Source organism: Parendozoicomonas sp. 2304DJ65-17, assembly GCF_058148445.1.
Window position 1 is genome coordinate 35,192 of sequence record NZ_JBYVJV010000016.1, and the last position, 16,664, is coordinate 51,855.

Consider the following 16,664-nt stretch of genomic DNA (forward strand, 5'->3'; position numbering starts at 1 on the left):
GAGACTCATAGCGCACCTGCCTGCGCGCTTGTCAGAAGAAGGCGAACATGGCTTACACCACTTTTAACCAGAATAATTTCGACGCCACCAAAGAGCCGATGTTTTTCGGCCAGAACGTGAACGTTGCCCGCTATGACGTACAAAAGTACGCCATTTTTGAGCAACTGATTGAAAAACAGCTGTCGTTTTTCTGGCGCCCGGAAGAAGTTGACCTGTCCAACGATCGCAGCGACTTTGCCGGCCTGCCAGAACATGAGCGCCATATCTTTCTCAGCAACCTGAAATATCAAACGTTGCTGGACTCCGTTCAGGGTCGCTCCCCTAACGTTGCCCTGCTACCAATTGTTTCTATTCCTGAACTGGAAACCTGGATCGAAACCTGGTCTTTCAGTGAAACCATTCATTCCCGCTCTTACACACATATTATGCGTAACGTGGTGGCCGAGCCGGGTGAAATTTTTGATGACATTATCAACAACGATGCCATTGTCTCCCGTGCCACAGCCATAACCTGTTATTACGATGAACTTATCGAAGGTGTGCAGCTGCTCAACACTTTGGGAGAAGGCAAACACACCATTAACGGTGAAACGATCACCGTTTCCAAGCGGGAGCTAAAGAAAAAGCTTTACCTCACGCTGGTATCAGTCAACGTTTTGGAAGCTATCCGCTTCTATGTCAGCTTTGCCTGCAGCTTTGCCTTTGCAGAACGAGCCACTATGGAAGGTAACGCCAAGATCATTAAACTGATCGCCCGGGACGAAGCCCTGCACCTCACTGGTACTCAACACATCCTGCAACTAATGGCGAGCGGTCGTGACGATCCGGAAATGGCAGAGATTGCCAGTGAACTCAAAGACGAAGCCCGCCAGATCTTCCTTGACGCAGCAGAGCAGGAAAAAGAATGGGCCGCTTACCTGTTCCGTGATGGTTCCATGATCGGCCTGAACAAAGACATTCTTGGTCAGTATGTGGAATACATTACCGGCCAGCGTATGGCCGCTGTTGGTTTTGAATCTCCCTTCACCATTACTCAAAACCCATTGCCGTGGATGAACAGCTGGTTAAACAGTGACAATGTTCAAGTGGCACCTCAGGAAGTGGAAGTGAGTTCTTATCTGGTTGGGCAGATCGACAGCGATGTCGACAGTGATGACTTTGATGGTTTTTCCCTGTAACCGTTATCTCTGATATCGAGGCAAGATGACACCATGGCCAATATCGTAAAAATCCAGGATGGTTACAGCTTTCTGCCAAGACCCGGAGAAACGCTTCTGGAAGCCCTGGAAGGGCAGGATATTGCCATGGAGTATCAATGTCGTCAGGGATATTGTGGTAGCTGCCAGGTTAAACTGGTGGACGGTGCCGTAGAGTATACTGAGCAGCCACTGGCCTTTGTGCAGGAAGGGCATATTCTGCCCTGCTGCTGCCAGACAAAGTCAGATGTCACACTGGAGCTACCTCACCCACTAGAGGTGATGCAGCGCAAAGCGTCTGCCTAGACGGTGTAGCCTGCATGCCCTTGACCGGAGCCTTGTAAAACGTATAATGCCGCGCAATTTGTCTGGAGATACTGTAGCCTTAGTTCAGACAAAGTTGTTTCAGGTTGAATATTTACCGGATTGACGGATTTTTTTTATGAAGGCAGTTTTCACTCGCATGACTTCTGCACGCCGCTGCAAGCCGGACACCTCTTTTCTTTTTAAAAAAGCTCCTATTTCAGGAGCTTTTTTTTGGTTTCAACATCTATCACCCAGTATTGTTACCAGTAACCGGTGCCATTCAAACCCTGACACAAAAACAGGCTCACAAAGCTATAAAGGACAGGTAAGCTCGATATGACTAATCCGCTCTATCAGAAGCATATAGTCTCCATCACCGACCTCACCCGGGAAGAACTGGAGCTCATCGTATCCACGGCGGAAGCCCTGAAAACCAACCCACGGCCCGACCTGCTGAAAGGGAAAGTCATTGCCAGCTGCTTCTTTGAGGCATCCACCCGTACCCGCCTCTCCTTTGAAACAGCGGTCCAGCGCTTAGGCGGTACATTTATCGGTTTCGCTGATGGTGGTAGCACCTCTCTGGCGAAAAAAGGTGAAACACTAGCAGACTCTGTACAGGTTATCTCTTCCTATACAGATGCCTTTGTTATGCGCCATCCACAGGAAGGTGCTGCTCGTCTGGCCTCTGAGTTTTCGGCTGTACCGGTTATTAATGGCGGGGACGGTTCGAACCAGCATCCAACCCAGACTCTTCTGGACCTTTTCAGTATCTATGAATCCCAAGGCACTCTTGATGGCTTGAAGGTAGCTTTCTGCGGGGACCTGAAATACGGACGTACCGTGCACTCCCTGGCTCAGGCCCTATGCCAGTTTGGTGCCGAATTTACTTTCCTGGCTCCAGATGCCCTCTACATGCCGGACTTCCTGCTGGATGATTTTGAAGAGAGCGGCATCAAGTTTAAACGTGCCCATGACTTCAGCGAAGTTGCCCATGATGCAGACATCATTTATATGACCCGTGTGCAGAAAGAGCGTTTTGATGAAACTGAATACAAGCACATTGCCTCCCGTTACATCCTGACCGCAGATCATCTGAAAGAAGCCAAGCCCAATATGCGGGTTCTGCACCCCCTGCCCCGGGTTGATGAAATCACCGTCGATGTGGATCACACACCTCACGCCTACTACTTCCAGCAGGCTGAAAACGGTGTTTACGCCCGTGAAGCCCTGCTGGCACTGGTTCTGAACGAGACAATTTGAGGTTGGATATCATGGTTGAGAAGAAAAAACTCCAGGTTGAAGCGATCAACACCGGCACCGTGATTGATCACATTCCGGCGGGTCAGGGCGTTAAGATTCTCAGTCAGCTGCAGCTGCTGGGTACCGATCTACGCATCACTGTTGGCTTCAATTTACCCAGTAAGGAATTGGGGCTGAAGGACATCATCAAAGTTGAAAACCGCTTGTTCAACGAAACAGAAGCCAGCGAGCTGGGACTGTTTGCGCCACAGGCAACTATCAATGTGATTGAAGATTACGCCGTTCGCGGCAAATTCAAGATGAGCGTGCCGGAGAAACTGGAAGGGGTGTTTGAATGCCCTAACTCCAACTGTGTCACTCACAATGAGCCAGTGCAAAGCTCCTTCACCTTGAAAGAGCGAAAGAATGATATCCAGATGAAGTGCAAATACTGCGAAAAGAGCTTTAGCAAGGATATCGTGGCAGGCCTCTAATAAAGCCAGCTACATCCACTCTCGGTCAGACAGCGTCAGGCTGCCTGACCGAAGTGTTAGCGATACTGACAAAACCCCTCTCTAACCACCAGCTTCTCCACTCTGTTACGGAACCCACCTTCAGATTCGCTTTCTAAATTTCGGAAGCAGGTTCCATTTTGTTGAGCCTGCGTGGGTAAGATAAGGAGAGGATTATGAGCAGTATTCGCCCTACAGCCATGCCTCCAGCAGGTTATAACCTGAATACGGCCATGGCACATTTCGAAGAAGAGAAAACCTTCTTCGGACCGATGTTCGTTGTTGTAACACCTTACACACGGCGCCGATTGAAGCACTTGAGATCCCGACGGGAAAGAGAGCGAGCAGCCTCAACCCTTGGCAGGGTGATCAGACGTTTCCGTACCGGCAGAAGTCTGATGCGCAAGCGTAAGCAGCCAAGATACTACCTGGACTCTACTCTGGACGACTAAGCGGCTAAACCTGTCAGCCTGAACCAGATTCAGGCTGATTTAAAGCTCCCAAATCATACCCACTGTCGACAACTGAGACCCAGCAGCCGATAATGCTCTGATTACCGCACCAAAGCGTTCTGAGTGCCTGACTATCCTCCGGCGAAGATTCCCCTGCCAAAGAACAGAAACGGTGAGGGGACAGAGGCTGGATTTACGACTTTCACCGATAGCGCCAGGCCATCACTTCAGAAAAGCGGTGCCCACAACAGCTCCAAACAACGGATCAACGCTGATTCAGTTTCAGGCTGTTTTACCTAACGAGAAGGAAACAACCAGGTTTGAGTGGTTTTCTAAATATTTTCAGCCGGTCTAAGAAAAAGCGCGCGAAAACCGGCACGCGCCGCAACAGTGACAACACTACTCAGGGAAACAGCTCTTCAGCACATTCCCCTAAGAGTCAGGATTCCAAGTCACACCATGGTGGCCCCAAAAAACGTGGACGCCATCCACACAAACGTAATAAACGTCATCAGGAAAAGTTTGTTCAGACGGTGAACGACTGGGACCCAAGCCAGTTCCAGGTGCCGGTAGAAGAAGGCAAGTCGCGCTTTCACGACTTCAACCTGCCGAATGAACTGCTTCACGCTGTTGCCGATCTTGGTTTCAAATACTGCACACCGATTCAGGCGGAAGTGCTGGGAGCCACCCTGCAGGGTCGGGACGCTATCGGTAAGGCTCAAACCGGCACCGGCAAAACAGCGGCCTTCCTGATCGCCACCATTAAACAGTTGCTGGAAACTCCAGCTCCTGATGAACGTTATCTTGGCGAACCTCGCGCTTTGATAATCGCTCCTACCCGGGAGCTGGCCATGCAGATCCACAAAGACGCTGAAGCCCTGACCAAGTACACCAAACTGCACACCGTCATGGTTGTTGGTGGTATGGACTATGAAAAGCAGCGCCAGCAGCTAAAGCAGGAATATGTTGATATTCTGGTTGCCACTCCGGGTCGCTTGCTCGATTACTGTGAGCGCAGAGACATTCACCTGGATCTTGTGGAAACCATGGTGATTGATGAAGCGGACCGCATGCTGGATATGGGTTTTATCCCTCAGGTACGTCGCATTATCCGCTCCACCCCTCGTCCCGGCGACCGTCAAACCCTGCTGTTCTCAGCAACCTTCAGTGAAGATGTTTTGCGCTTGGGAGAACAGTGGACCTGGCACCCTCTGAAAGTAGAGATCGAGCCAGAGAGCGTGGCAACCGATACGGTTGACCAAAAAGTCTGGATTGTCAGCACGGAAGACAAATACAAGATTCTCTACAACCTGATTACCCGCCACAACCTGGAGCGGGTCATCGTATTCACCAATCGGAGAGACCAGACTCGCCGACTGACAGAGAAACTGCGCAAAGACAACATTCGTGCAGATATGCTGTCTGGTGATGTTCCACAGAAAAAACGTATCAGAACCCTCGAAGATTTCCGTGCTGGGAAGTTGCGAGTCTTGGTAGCAACCGATGTGGCCGGCCGGGGCATTCACATTGATGGTATTTCCCATGTTGTGAACTACCACCTGCCAGAAGATCCGGAAGATTACGTTCACCGCATTGGCCGTACCGGTCGTGCTGGTACTACGGGAACATCTGTCAGCTTTGCCTGTGAAGACGACTCCTTCCTGATTCCAACATTGGAAGAGCTGCTGGGAGATCGCCTTAGCTGCACACGCCCACCTGAAGAACTGTTTTAATCGTTCTCAAGACAAAATGAAAATGGCCGCACTTTAGAAAAGAGCGGCCATTTTTTTCTTCAGGGGATTTCAATCGCGACTCTTTTATCCAGCAGAAGATTGTCATCCCACTCCGGTTCCTGCAAAGTGAATGCCTGCTCAGTGTCGAGACAATAAATGCGACATGGGCTACTCCCGAGATAATCCTCCACACGCCCGGAGACTCCAAGCTCCGTTCGCTTCATATAAATATCCAGCACATAGCTCAGTTGCTCTCTCTGGCAGATACTCACCATCCCGGACAAATATAAAGCAGACACTTCATGGGACACTCCGGGAGGTTCATAAATCGCCACACTGGCTCTTGGGTTTTCTGCAAGATTCTGTGAATGCCGGCAACTAGTGGCAGAAATCCAGAATAATCGCCAATGCTCATCAAATGCATAAAACAAAGGTGTAGACCAAGGTTCCGCCCGGCTACTGGCAGTTGAAAGCACACAATAGTGATTACTCTTTAACAACTCTGCCGGAGTCAGTTTGGTTCCCATACACTTTCCTCTTACAACAGAAAAACCAGCAACACCTCAAAACAATCTCAGTGTTACCAAGGCATTTAATCGCCATCATCGGCAACTTTTCGGAAGCCATCGCTAAATAACCAGAGAACCCCTAGAGATAAACGATTGCACTCCTCTCCCAAGAACTTCATCAAGTTCCCTTTCATGTAATCCAGCTCAGCCCGACACAATGGACAGACAGGTATTTTGGGAGCATCACGAGTTGAGGCATAGCTGTCGTGCTGGAAACTTCTTGGATTCACTTTATTCCAGTGGATGACTCCACAGTTTTCACAGGGTTTTATATTTGCAACTTTCATGTGTCTTTTAAGGCAACCGGAACAGATGTTATGGCAACCAAAATCCACCAACGTTCCCGCCTGGTAACGGCCACACCCGCCAATACCGCAACGTGGATGTTTACAGGTTCCACCACACGTTTTACAGCCCAGAACTTCAGATTCCTCGTGATTATCCAACAATTTAGATTTGGGCATATCTTCATCACTTTTCTTGACGGGCTGTTCACCATTACCCCAAATCCCATGATGTATGGAGACAATCAGACGATTGACTGCTATCTGCCCAACAACGTTGACCACACCAAGAGCAAAGCGACTCATAAGTTCAGGAATCCTGATCTGAAAGTAACTGCCCTGATACCATATTTGCGGTTCACGATTGAGCAGAATTGTTCTGTTGCGCTCAGCAAAACTGGAAAATCGGGTGTAAAGGGTCATTGGAGGCTGGCGAGAGAGAACCGAAAGATCGCCTAGTACCAGATAGTTTTCCCAGCACATAGGTCGGCTGCTAAAGTTGCAACCACTCAAGGGCAACACCCGGCCTGTACTGTAATCACGCTCTTCCCATATTTGTGGCAGCACGACTGGCACCCTTGGGCGGAAGAACAACCCTCCATCCACAGATTCCAGAACGCCAGACAAACACAGGCCTTTCTCCCCGGCCTGAAGGTTGGGGTGCTCTCTGTGACACGACAACATCTGGGCAGCCAGCTCCAGCGCATCCTGAGACAACAGGCTTGCATAGAGGCGTATCTCCTGCCTCGGCACTTTTTGTCGAATCACTTCAAACAGCCAGGGAACTGGCTGATAAATACTGTCCAGCGCAGCACTGATAAGTTGTTCACGGCCATTGGCAACAGGGTTTTTGAAGCGCAGTTCAAAAGAGCCGTTTATTGCGCCTCCCAGACGAAGTCGACTGACACTACTGGTTTCCATTTCTTTATGAAGCTCCCCCCAGGGGTTCGCATGGGGAAAAGGCCGGGAGAGTGCTGGAATATTTTTCATCGAAGGAACCCGGTCAAGCTCTACAGTCACCGGGTCAATAATTTTCTTGGGAAAGGCCGCCTGAGCAAAAAACTGGAATGAGAGCTCTGCATCATTTACCAGAATCGGCATCGTGCCCTCATACCAGTCTCCAGTCAGGGTTTTCCGGTAATCATTCAAAAAGGTAAAAAGAGGAGTCACCTCCTGCATAAAAGAGCGATACAGGGCTAGCGCTACCCATAGCTGTGAAGATACAGATAGAAGTTGATGGGCATAATTCGGCAATAGCTTCCAAATATGGCGAAACAGAAGCTCCTGGGTCAGCAGGTTCCCTTCTTTCCAGAAACCTCCAAGAACCAGGTTTACCATAAGTTTTGATACATCTTCAGGGACGTCCACCCCTTCAAAAAGAACGACCCTGTGACCATAAACAATATAAGTGCCTACATCATTAACGGCATACCAGCTTCCACGGCGTTCCTTGGCATGAAAAGATGATGTTGAAACATAGTCATCAACAGCCGATGGCCAGCCCTTCGTCACAGCTGGAAGAAGCAACCCCACAACAATTACCAGCAATGGCCATAAACGCTGCCTTTCCAAGAATCACTCCCGTCGACAGCCTTTTTCTAGGGACTGTTTCTTATCAATACCTTTTGAAGTTGCAGTATCTTTTCTGATGATATTTGCAACACCACTTTCACCGACCGGCAAATATAGCCGGTCTGGAAAAATTGGCACTTCTGTTGTGTTAGGGGGGCAAATGATATGCTTAAGCTTTCTCCCACCAAGACCTCAGTACGTTATGGATACCGCTGGATTTAATAAAGAACTGCTGTCCTTTCTGCAGGCTTCACCCACGCCATACCATGCCACTGCCGAAATGGCCTGCCGACTCGATAAAGCCGGATTTACCGCCCTTGATGAGCGTGACAGCTGGGTATTAGAAGCCGAAAAGAAGTACTACGTTACCCGCCATGACTCTGCCATCATTGCCTTCACCACCGGTAAAGGTGACTTTGCCTCACACGGCCTGAGAATGGTTGGCGCTCATACTGACAGCCCCTGTCTGAAGGTTAAACCGAACCCCGAGCTCAATAATAAGCACTACTTCCAGCTGGGTGTGGAGGTGTATGGCGGCGCGCTGCTGAACCCTTGGTTTGACCGAGACCTATCCATTGCTGGACGGGTAACCTGGCAAAATACCAAAGGTGAGATCCACAACTCCCTGGTTAACTTCACTAAAGCCGTGGCAACAGTTCCCAGCCTTGCTATTCACCTGGACCGGGAAGCCAACAAAAAACGCAGCATTAATCCCCAGAAAGATATTCCACCGGTGCTCTGCCGCCTGAAAGGAGACGAAGATAAACCAGATTTCCGCCATCTGTTAGCAACTGAACTGGAAAAACAGGGAGAACAACCTTCCAACGTGCTGGACTATGAAATGTTCTTCTATGACACCCAGGCACCGGCAACCATTGGTTTAAACGATGAGTTTATTGTCTCGGCTCGCCTCGATAACCTGCTCAGCTGCTTTACCGGCATGGAAGCTTTGATTGCTGCCAGCGACAGTGATTATCCCTGCCTGCTGATCTGCAATGATCACGAGGAAGTTGGCAGTCAAAGCGCCACCGGTGCCAGCGGGCCTTTCCTCCGCCAAACTCTGGAACGTATCTGCGAAACTTCTGAAGAGTTAACCCGCACCATGCAGCGCTCGGTGATGATCTCTACAGATAACGCCCATGCCGTGCACCCTAATTTTTCCGACCGTCACGATAGCAATCATGGTCCGGTGATCAACGAAGGTCCGGTAATCAAGATCAACGCCAACCAACGTTACGCCACTTCCAGTGAAACCAGTGCATTGATTCGCCAACTGTGCGAACAGGAAAACGTTCCGGTACAAGCTTTTGTTGCCCGTACCGATATGGGTTGTGGCAGTACTATCGGCCCACTGACTGCCAGTGAGTTAGGTGTTCGTACGCTGGATATCGGTCTGCCAACTTTTGGCATGCACTCTGTGCGTGAACTTGCTGGTAGTGAAGATGCAGCAGGCCTGAGTAAAGTTCTCTCTCGTTATTTCCAAATGAAGAACCTTCTGCCTTAATCGCACATCAAAATATTCCCGTCATGCATTCCATCGGATGCGTGACGTTTTTATTTCACAACCTTTCAACATCAGAATCCGTACAATAACGAATCAAGTACATTTTGGGGGAATGTTAACCTGTCGAATTACTGACCAGACAAATCATCATGTCCCACTACAGCACCCTCACCAGACCTGATACAGCTTTAGAGAAAGAACTTCAGGAATTGGAAGCCGCCATGGCCAAACAGAACCGCTCGCTACCAATACACGACAAGAAAAAAACACCAGTTCTAACAGCAGAGCAATTGGATGACCGTGAGTATGGTTTTATCTTGAGCGAAAACTGATCACCTTTAAGAAATCAGTTAACCACTCTTAATAGTTGATACAAATCAACCAACAAACAGTATCAGGATGATGCTATAGTGCTGAAAGCACTGTTCTTAATGCGTTTGAAATGTTCGGTACTGAACACTAGACATTAAATGACAGCGCCATCCAAAAAAACAGGGATGTTTTCGCTACCCTCTTCCCGGGCTGGCGACAACACCGAGAAGAGAGTGACATAGCTGATGCGCTTCAGTCCCAAAGCTTTCCATTTTTCCTTATGTCAGGCTCGCAGGCAGATTCACCTGACCTTCAGCCTTCTTGCATTCTTCCTGCTCATCGCATCAGGAGCCCGAGCTGCAGAAGATTTGAGCCAACCGGTTCCAGCGCTGAAACCAACTCTCAACCAAGCCATTGCCAGCGTTAACGTTGTGCAGCTGCTGAAAAACAACTCCTATGAAAAACTGAGCCTTGACCAATCCAGTTCAGAGAAAATCTTTGAGAGTTACTTCGATACTCTGGATCGCAACCGCAGTTTCTTTCTCGCTTCCGACCTCAAAGAGTTTGCCAAGTACCAGGACAATCTCGATGACGCCCTGAAAGGCGGCAACCTTCGCCCAGCCTTTGAAATTTTCAACCGTTATCGCGAGCGCAGCGAAGAGCGTATTCGTTATATGCTCAAGCTTATTAGCGCAGGACTGGATAAACTCGATTTCAAAAAAGACGAAACACTGGAGCTGGATCGGGAAAAAGCAAACTGGCTGAAAGACACTAAAGAACAGCAAGATCTGTGGCGCCGTCAGCTGAAAGACAGCGTTCTCAGCATGAAGTTGAATGACAAAAAGATGTCAGAAATTTCTGAGCTGCTGACCAAGCGTTTTAACAACCAACTGCGCCGTTTACACCAGACCCGCAGCGAAGATGCATTCCAGCTTTACCTGAACTCTTACACTCAGCTTTATGATCCACATACCCAATACTTCTCTCCCCAGCGCGCTGAGAATTTTGATATCAACATGAGCCTGTCTCTGGAAGGTATTGGCGCTGTTCTCCAATCTGAAGATGAGTACACCAAAGTTATCAGTATTGTTCCTGCTGGGCCTGCTGATAAAGCCGGTCAGCTGAAACCCGGCGACAAGATTATCGGAGTAGCTCAGGGCAAAGACGGCAAGATGGAAGATGTTGTCGGCATGCGCCTGGATGAAGTGGTGAAACTGATTCGTGGTGCCAAAGGTACTCTGGTTCGTCTTGAAATTATCCCCTCAAGCACCAGTGACGGTAAAACCCGTATTTACCCCATCAACCGGGATAAGGTGAAGCTTGAAGAACAATCTGCCCAAAAGAATATTCTGGAAGTGGGCAAGGGAGACCAGAAGAAGCGTATTGGCGTTATTGATATCCCAGCCTTCTATATAGACTTCAAAGCGGCTCAGGCTGGTGACCCAAATTACAAAAGCACTACCCGCGACGTTAGAAAGCTGATTAATGAGCTGAAAAAAGAGAAGATTGATGGTTTGGTTATCGACCTTCGCAACAATGGCGGAGGCTCTCTACAGGAAGCCAACCAGCTAACTGGCCTGTTTATACCTAAAGGGCCTACAGTGCTGGTAAAAGACAGCCGTGGCCGCACAGAGGCTCAACAGGACCCAGACCCTAAAGAAGTTTATAACGGCCCTATGGTTGTTCTGATCAACCGTCTCAGCGCCTCTGCCTCAGAGATATTTGCAGGTGCTATGCAAGACTACCAGCGCGCCCTGATTATTGGTGGTCAGAGTTTCGGTAAAGGCACAGTACAAACCATCCAGCCGCTAAATCACGGCCAACTGAAACTCACTGTTGCCAAGTTCTACCGGGTTTCCGGCCAGAGCACCCAGAACCGTGGCGTGATTCCAGATATCAGCTATCCATCCCTGTTTGACCCCAAAGATATTGGCGAGAGCTCTCTGCCCAATGCACTGCCATACACCGAGATTAAACCAACACAGTACACGGCCCTTAAACCTCTTGCCCCTGTTGTTCCTGAACTGACTAAAGAACATGAAAAGCGCATCGCTGATAACCCGGACTTTATCTATTTGAATAAACTGCGGGAATATCAAAAGCAATTCGACGGCCGTACGGTTGTTCAGCTGAATGAGAAAAAGCGCAAGCAGGAAATCACTTCCATGCGGGAAGAACGGCTTGCTATAGAAAACTCCCTGCGTAAAGCCAAAGGTGAGAAGCCCTATAAGAATCTCGAAGAGCTGGAAAAAGAACAGACCGATAAGTACAGCCAGAACAAGAAAGATAAGAAACCTGAAGAAGATGCACTGCTGGTTGAAACCGGTGAAATTCTCGGCGACTGGATTCGTACCAAAAGCCCAATGGTTGCTAAAAACAACCAGTAAATTCTCCTTCCCCAAAACCCGAAAAGCCCCCCTGCAGTACAAACTGCGGGGCCCACCCCCTCCTTCAGATTCTCCCCCCCAGCAATTGCTATAGTTTCCACAGACCCTATTTATTCTGTTAAAGCCTTCAGGCTTTAACACTGCTGCAGGCAAGGAGGCCAACGATGGGTTTAGCAGGTCCAGGAAATCCCCCCAAACCACCAGCAGGGGCCAGCAATACCCCACCCTCCCATTCAGAGGGAGCTGAATCCTCCCGGCCTTCTCAAAAACAGTTATTGTCTCCGGAAGGTATGGACTGTGAATCAACACCTGATGCGCGCCCCATTGGGTCTTACGCTGTCGAAGCTCAAGAGCAAAGCTATGATGAAGCCTGGGAGGCGCTGAGGGGAAGACCATTCAACGCCCCCCTGAGCCCTAAGGATTGTGACAGTCTTTTGTCACTGCTTGAGCATGGCCTCGTGCACCTTGCAAAACGGCATAGGGGATTTAGCTTAGCTCTTGGCATCAATTACAGATACATTAGGGGCACAGGCAGTAGCCACCCCAGCGCAATTCGACCTATTCTGGAAAAGTGGCTGACAACAAGAGGGGAAGCGGCAACCCTTGAAGTTCTTTACCAGGCTATCGCGATGACATCGGGTGGTGACCATCTGGAGTTAGCCGAAAATATCGCCAGCAAGCTTGGACGCAATGCCAACCGACCATTTAAAGAACCCACTTTTGCAAAATCATTAGCTGAAGGCTCATTAGATACGAGCCTCGATTACTCCGATTTTAATGCAGTGTATCAAGCACTGTACCCTTACAGGGAACACTGGCAGGAAATATTCACACAACTGGGCTTTGATTCTAATGTCATTGGAGCGCTTGAGCTTGATAATCCAGGCAATGACTCTAAGGCTTTATTTCAGGCATTGGAGTTTTGGCTGGGTGATGAACTTTCATCTCCAACCCTCGGCAGCCTCTTTAGCGCCATGTCTGCTGCAGGTATGGAAGCTGAGGTAGAAGAAGCACGAGAGATGGCCCTTAATCATCAGATGACAAAGATGCACATCTCACCCTCTGGTGCAGAAAATACTCCCAGAAGAGGCGGTTCTGACGAACCTGCCTCCCCCCCAAGTAGAAAACGAGCACGACCAAAAGATGATGAACCTTCTGATATGGAGGTATCCTCACCTGCGAAAAGAAGCCGCTCAACATATCCAGAAGCTATGGACACACAGCCAGCGGCCAGTGAACCATGGCGAACTCTGCTAGAAAAAGACCCTGATGACGACTTCCTGGGCACCGATGACTACAGCGCCATAATGTCACTGCTCGGCAACCACTGCGATCACCTTGAAGCCCGCTGGGAGGAGCTTGCACTGGCTTTAGGAATATACGGCCAGGCTCTGCATAAAGATTGTTATCTCGAGCCTCCCAGAATACCCGCTGTATTAAAAGAGTGGGTGACGCTTTACCCTTCCGTGCCAACCCTTACAAATCTTCATGCTGTCATTCTGCTGCGGGCAGGAGGAGACAGTGAAGAGTTGGCTGCAGAAATAGCCCAAAAACTTGGGCTCGATACCAGTCATACGTCCAGAGATATTTCTCTGGAAGACGCAATGGTAGGATTCGGGCTGGATGAACACCTTAAGTTCAGCATAATGGGCAGGCTTCAGAGGGGGTTATATCCGTACCGCAGCCAATGGCAACAGCTATTTCGCCGGCTGGGTTTAGATGAGATGCGCTTGCAACATTTGGCAAGAAGGTTTCCCAATAATGACTCAGCTTGCCTGTATCGCGCTCTTGAGATGTGGCTGCATGGATCTGGTAAGCACAATCTTCCTCAAACACTTCGAAACATGTACACAGCACTGGCCGTTATTGGGGAGGAAACAGGACTAAAAGCGGCTCAGGCATTAGACCCCTCCTTTGAGCTAACGCCCGAGATGGTTGCCTTTGATCCTAGATTACAGAGGCTTAAACAAAAACCTCCCACTGAGCCATTAACGTCTGATGATGTAGAAAGCGTACAGGCATTACTGGAAGGTCATGAAGAAGAGCTTGTTGACCGCAGGGTGGAGTTTTGTCTTGCTCTAGGTATCAGCCCAGATGATATTGATCGATTCGAAAAGCATGCTGGCGACCCTACAATATATCTTGAACGCATGTTGAAGTGGTGGGTGCATGCAGTTCGTAAACCAGAGCATCCTCCTACCCTGGAACAACTGCATGCTGCTATTCAATTGGAGTGGGCCGGTAACAACGAAGAACTGGCTCACAACATCTCCCGCAAACTTGAAGTGGAAATCGGAGCTGATACCGATGACACCACATTTATGGAGTTTCTAGCCGATAGACCTAGCGATACTTCTTTGGAGACCGACGATCTAAGAGATTTATACCAAGGGCTGCACCCACATCGTTACCAATGGCGAGCTTTATGTAACTTCCTTGGGTTCGAAGAGGATCTGATGCAACAAATTGCAGATGCCAGCCCCAGCGAATCACGTCGTTTGATTTTCACTTTAGGCCAATGGCTGAATGGTAATGGCATACCTGCCACTATCGAGAATCTGAACAAAGCCACAGACGCTATCAGTTAGAAAACCGATCGAAGCTACGGGGAGCGTTTGGCTCCCCGTCTTTTATAACCCACAAAATCCTTAGAAACACTGTGCTATGTTTATCTGGCCTGCAAGGACGCTGAGTATTTTTTAATAATACTGCGAGGGCGCTCTATGCACAGTAACCGAACGACATGCTTTCTCCTCATCGCCTTAATCTTTATTTGGATCAATCAACCTGCCATTGCTGATCCGGAAAAAACCAAACAAACATTACGCCCCTGGGTGACAAGAATTCTAAGTCACTACTCCCTGCTCCAGAATCTGAAACTACTTAACGGACCTTTCTTTCTTGCTATTGATGGCCCACCCGCCGTTGGCAAATCTTTCATGCTCGCGCCATTGAAAGAATTACTTCATGAACAGGCTGCACAAATGGGAATGTCGGTCTCAATAGGCACATTCAGTCAGGATGATTTCCTGGAAGACAGAGCCACGCGAAAAGAAAGATTCACTCCCCTTGTTGGAGCTGATGGCACGTCCGGGTACTGCGCTGGTGATGAGTACCGCTGGGATGAATTAAAAGACTGTATGGAAAAAATTAAAAATGGTTTGCCATATAACGCCAGTTGTTACAGCAGGGAGGATGGACAACTGCATCCTAATACACGCCTTGATTACTCTCAGGATCAAATTCTTATCTTTGAAGGCACTCACTGCCTTGGATCCGTTCTTTCCCCCTATATGCACTTCTCCATGTTTCTGGACGCGCCAAAAGAATTAATTCGCTGGAACAGAGCAGTGAGAGGAGCCAAAGAAAAAAGGGATTGGAAACAGGTTACAGCGATGGCAAATGTGGCTGATAATCAATATCCCACATCCATACGACCGAACCAGGCACGAGCGCAGGCAGTATTTCACTGGCGCCCCACTGAATCTGTACCACCAATGGAGCGGGCTCAATCATCTCCTATACCTGCCGTTAATAGAAAGCTCACTTCAGGATATTTACCATCCTCTGAAGTTACGCCACAACTTCAGTTAACAACACAACAAAACAAATGGCTTGCAAGGGTAAAGGATTCCAGCAATTCTGAAAGTACCCAAGCTAGCCTGCATAACCGTATTGCAACACCGCCACCAGTATTCTGGGAAAATATTCAATCATTTCTGACAACGTCAAAACTCTTTATTCATCTCCCAGTCAAAGAGAGTGACAGTTTATTTGTATCACTGGCGAAGTCCCATCCGGTATTCGATAGCCTGAATCGAGAAGGCGCCATCGACCGTTTACAGGACTTGGAGTCGGATAGAGAAAGTAATCGGCTCACCACCTCACAGGAGAGCTTGCTGAAAAGCTTTTCCTTCTATATCGATCAAGAGATACGACTTTTAAAAGAAGGCGGTCGGGGAGGCTTGATAACAACTGTTCTGTTATGGGCCGCCAGTCTCTCTCTTCATCACGAATCACTTTACCTGGTTCTGTCTCTTCAGGGGCATACAACCACTCTGGAACTGAATCCAAACGGAATAATCAGTTCAATACAAGCCCCACCCCTGGGAGCCTACACCATCATTTTCGACGGACTTTCTAATTGGATGTGGGCAGATCGCCACAGGAACAGTGTTTTTTATTCTTCAGAAAGTGAGTCGAGCTGGGGAAAGAAACCAACGCACGACACCGGAAAGAAAAGAATGTTTTCCCCTCAGCCCCCAAAAGCGCCACAAAGTATTTATATGCAGTACCCAGACACCCTGTTTGGAATACCGCCTTTACATGAAGGAATGGTGAAAAGTTCATAAAAAAAGCCCCTGCACTTTGTGCAGGGGCTTTTTAAAGATGGCGGACCGGACGGGACTCGAACCCGCGACCTCCGGCGTGACAGGCCGGCATTCTAACCAACTGAACTACCGGTCCGCGCTAACTTTTGAGACGAGCCTGTTAAGAGTAAACCTCAAAACAAACCTCTCGAATTGGTGGGTGATGACGGGATCGAACCGCCGACCCTCTGCTTGTAAGGCAGATGCTCTCCCAGCTGAGCTAATCAC

Annotated in this window: 13 protein-coding genes and 1 tRNA gene; 11 read left to right on the forward strand and 3 right to left on the reverse strand. The window is 48.9% G+C overall.

Going from position 1 to position 16,664, the window contains the following annotated elements:
* The first annotated feature begins 47 nt into the window (after positions 1-47).
* The 6 genes from nrdB to rhlB all read left to right on the forward strand — a co-directional run bounded on the left by nrdB (position 48) and on the right by rhlB (position 5,438).
* Positions 48-1,178: a class Ia ribonucleoside-diphosphate reductase subunit beta gene (nrdB, locus tag ACY2RR_RS23780; RefSeq protein ID WP_490110694.1), complete on the forward strand. Its 1,131-nt coding sequence runs from the start codon at positions 48-50 to the stop codon at positions 1,176-1,178.
* 33 nt (positions 1,179-1,211) lie between these two features.
* The gene (gene yfaE, locus ACY2RR_RS23785) at positions 1,212-1,502 is read left to right on the forward strand and encodes a class I ribonucleotide reductase maintenance protein YfaE (RefSeq protein ID WP_490110695.1); all 291 of its coding nucleotides are present in this window, start codon (positions 1,212-1,214) and stop codon (positions 1,500-1,502) included.
* A gap of 336 nt (positions 1,503-1,838) precedes the next feature.
* On the forward strand, positions 1,839-2,762 hold the full coding sequence (gene pyrB / locus ACY2RR_RS23790) for an aspartate carbamoyltransferase (RefSeq protein WP_490110696.1): 924 nt from the start codon (positions 1,839-1,841) through the stop codon (positions 2,760-2,762).
* Positions 2,763-2,773: 11 nt separating this feature from the next.
* Positions 2,774-3,235 carry an aspartate carbamoyltransferase regulatory subunit gene (pyrI, locus tag ACY2RR_RS23795; RefSeq protein WP_490110697.1) on the forward strand — a complete coding sequence of 154 codons (462 nt, stop codon included), beginning with the start codon at positions 2,774-2,776 and terminating at the stop codon, positions 3,233-3,235.
* 194 nt (positions 3,236-3,429) lie between these two features.
* Positions 3,430-3,705 carry a hypothetical protein gene (locus tag ACY2RR_RS23800; RefSeq protein ID WP_490110698.1) on the forward strand — a complete coding sequence of 92 codons (276 nt, stop codon included), beginning with the start codon at positions 3,430-3,432 and terminating at the stop codon, positions 3,703-3,705.
* Between the two features lie 533 nt (positions 3,706-4,238).
* Positions 4,239-5,438 carry an ATP-dependent RNA helicase RhlB gene (rhlB, locus tag ACY2RR_RS23805; protein WP_490110706.1) on the forward strand — a complete coding sequence of 400 codons (1,200 nt, stop codon included), beginning with the start codon at positions 4,239-4,241 and terminating at the stop codon, positions 5,436-5,438.
* A gap of 59 nt (positions 5,439-5,497) precedes the next feature.
* On the opposite strand, the gene ACY2RR_RS23810 is transcribed toward rhlB, so the two are convergent.
* Positions 5,498-5,965, reverse strand: coding sequence for a pyridoxamine 5'-phosphate oxidase family protein (locus ACY2RR_RS23810; protein ID WP_490110699.1), 468 nt, complete (start codon positions 5,963-5,965; stop codon positions 5,498-5,500).
* Positions 5,966-6,030: 65 nt separating this feature from the next.
* Entirely contained in the window at positions 6,031-7,863 is a 1,833-nt protein-coding gene (locus ACY2RR_RS23815; protein WP_490110700.1) for a hypothetical protein, read from the reverse strand.
* 202 nt (positions 7,864-8,065) lie between these two features.
* On the opposite strand from ACY2RR_RS23815, the gene ACY2RR_RS23820 reads away from it, so the two are divergent.
* The 5 genes from ACY2RR_RS23820 to ACY2RR_RS23840 all read left to right on the forward strand — a co-directional run bounded on the left by ACY2RR_RS23820 (position 8,066) and on the right by ACY2RR_RS23840 (position 16,418).
* Positions 8,066-9,367, forward strand: coding sequence for a M18 family aminopeptidase (locus tag ACY2RR_RS23820; protein WP_490110701.1), 1,302 nt, complete (start codon positions 8,066-8,068; stop codon positions 9,365-9,367).
* 149 nt (positions 9,368-9,516) lie between these two features.
* A complete protein-coding gene (locus tag ACY2RR_RS23825) occupies positions 9,517-9,699 on the forward strand; it encodes a hypothetical protein (protein WP_490110702.1) in 183 nt (60 codons plus the stop codon).
* A 225-nt stretch (positions 9,700-9,924) separates the two neighbouring features.
* Entirely contained in the window at positions 9,925-12,066 is a 2,142-nt protein-coding gene (locus ACY2RR_RS23830; protein ID WP_490110703.1) for a carboxy terminal-processing peptidase, read from the forward strand.
* A gap of 164 nt (positions 12,067-12,230) precedes the next feature.
* Entirely contained in the window at positions 12,231-14,654 is a 2,424-nt protein-coding gene (locus tag ACY2RR_RS23835; protein ID WP_490110704.1) for a hypothetical protein, read from the forward strand.
* A gap of 135 nt (positions 14,655-14,789) precedes the next feature.
* Positions 14,790-16,418 (forward strand): uridine kinase family protein, encoded by a 1,629-nt coding sequence (locus ACY2RR_RS23840; protein ID WP_490110705.1) that lies wholly within the window; start codon positions 14,790-14,792, stop codon positions 16,416-16,418.
* Positions 16,419-16,456: 38 nt separating this feature from the next.
* Here ACY2RR_RS23840 and ACY2RR_RS23845 read toward each other — a convergent pair.
* Positions 16,457-16,533, reverse strand: a tRNA-Asp gene (locus ACY2RR_RS23845).
* Positions 16,534-16,664: the final 131 nt, after the last annotated feature.

Bases quoted from the DNA above. Each gene is read 5' to 3' on its own strand.
- ACY2RR_RS23840 (WP_490110705.1), top strand. From the start codon at position 14,790: ATGCACAGTAACCGAACGACATGCTTTCTCCTCATCGCCTTAATCTTT.
- ACY2RR_RS23835 (WP_490110704.1), top strand. From the start codon at position 12,231: ATGGGTTTAGCAGGTCCAGGAAATCCCCCCAAACCACCAGCAGGGGCC.
- ACY2RR_RS23820 (WP_490110701.1), top strand. From the start codon at position 8,066: ATGGATACCGCTGGATTTAATAAAGAACTGCTGTCCTTTCTGCAGGCT.
- nrdB (WP_490110694.1), top strand. From the start codon at position 48: ATGGCTTACACCACTTTTAACCAGAATAATTTCGACGCCACCAAAGAG.
- ACY2RR_RS23810 (WP_490110699.1), bottom strand. From the start codon at position 5,965: ATGGGAACCAAACTGACTCCGGCAGAGTTGTTAAAGAGTAATCACTAT.
- ACY2RR_RS23800 (WP_490110698.1), top strand. From the start codon at position 3,430: ATGAGCAGTATTCGCCCTACAGCCATGCCTCCAGCAGGTTATAACCTG.
- pyrB (WP_490110696.1), top strand. From the start codon at position 1,839: ATGACTAATCCGCTCTATCAGAAGCATATAGTCTCCATCACCGACCTC.
- ACY2RR_RS23830 (WP_490110703.1), top strand. From the start codon at position 9,925: ATGCGCTTCAGTCCCAAAGCTTTCCATTTTTCCTTATGTCAGGCTCGC.
- ACY2RR_RS23825 (WP_490110702.1), top strand. From the start codon at position 9,517: ATGTCCCACTACAGCACCCTCACCAGACCTGATACAGCTTTAGAGAAA.
- yfaE (WP_490110695.1), top strand. From the start codon at position 1,212: ATGGCCAATATCGTAAAAATCCAGGATGGTTACAGCTTTCTGCCAAGA.
- pyrI (WP_490110697.1), top strand. From the start codon at position 2,774: ATGGTTGAGAAGAAAAAACTCCAGGTTGAAGCGATCAACACCGGCACC.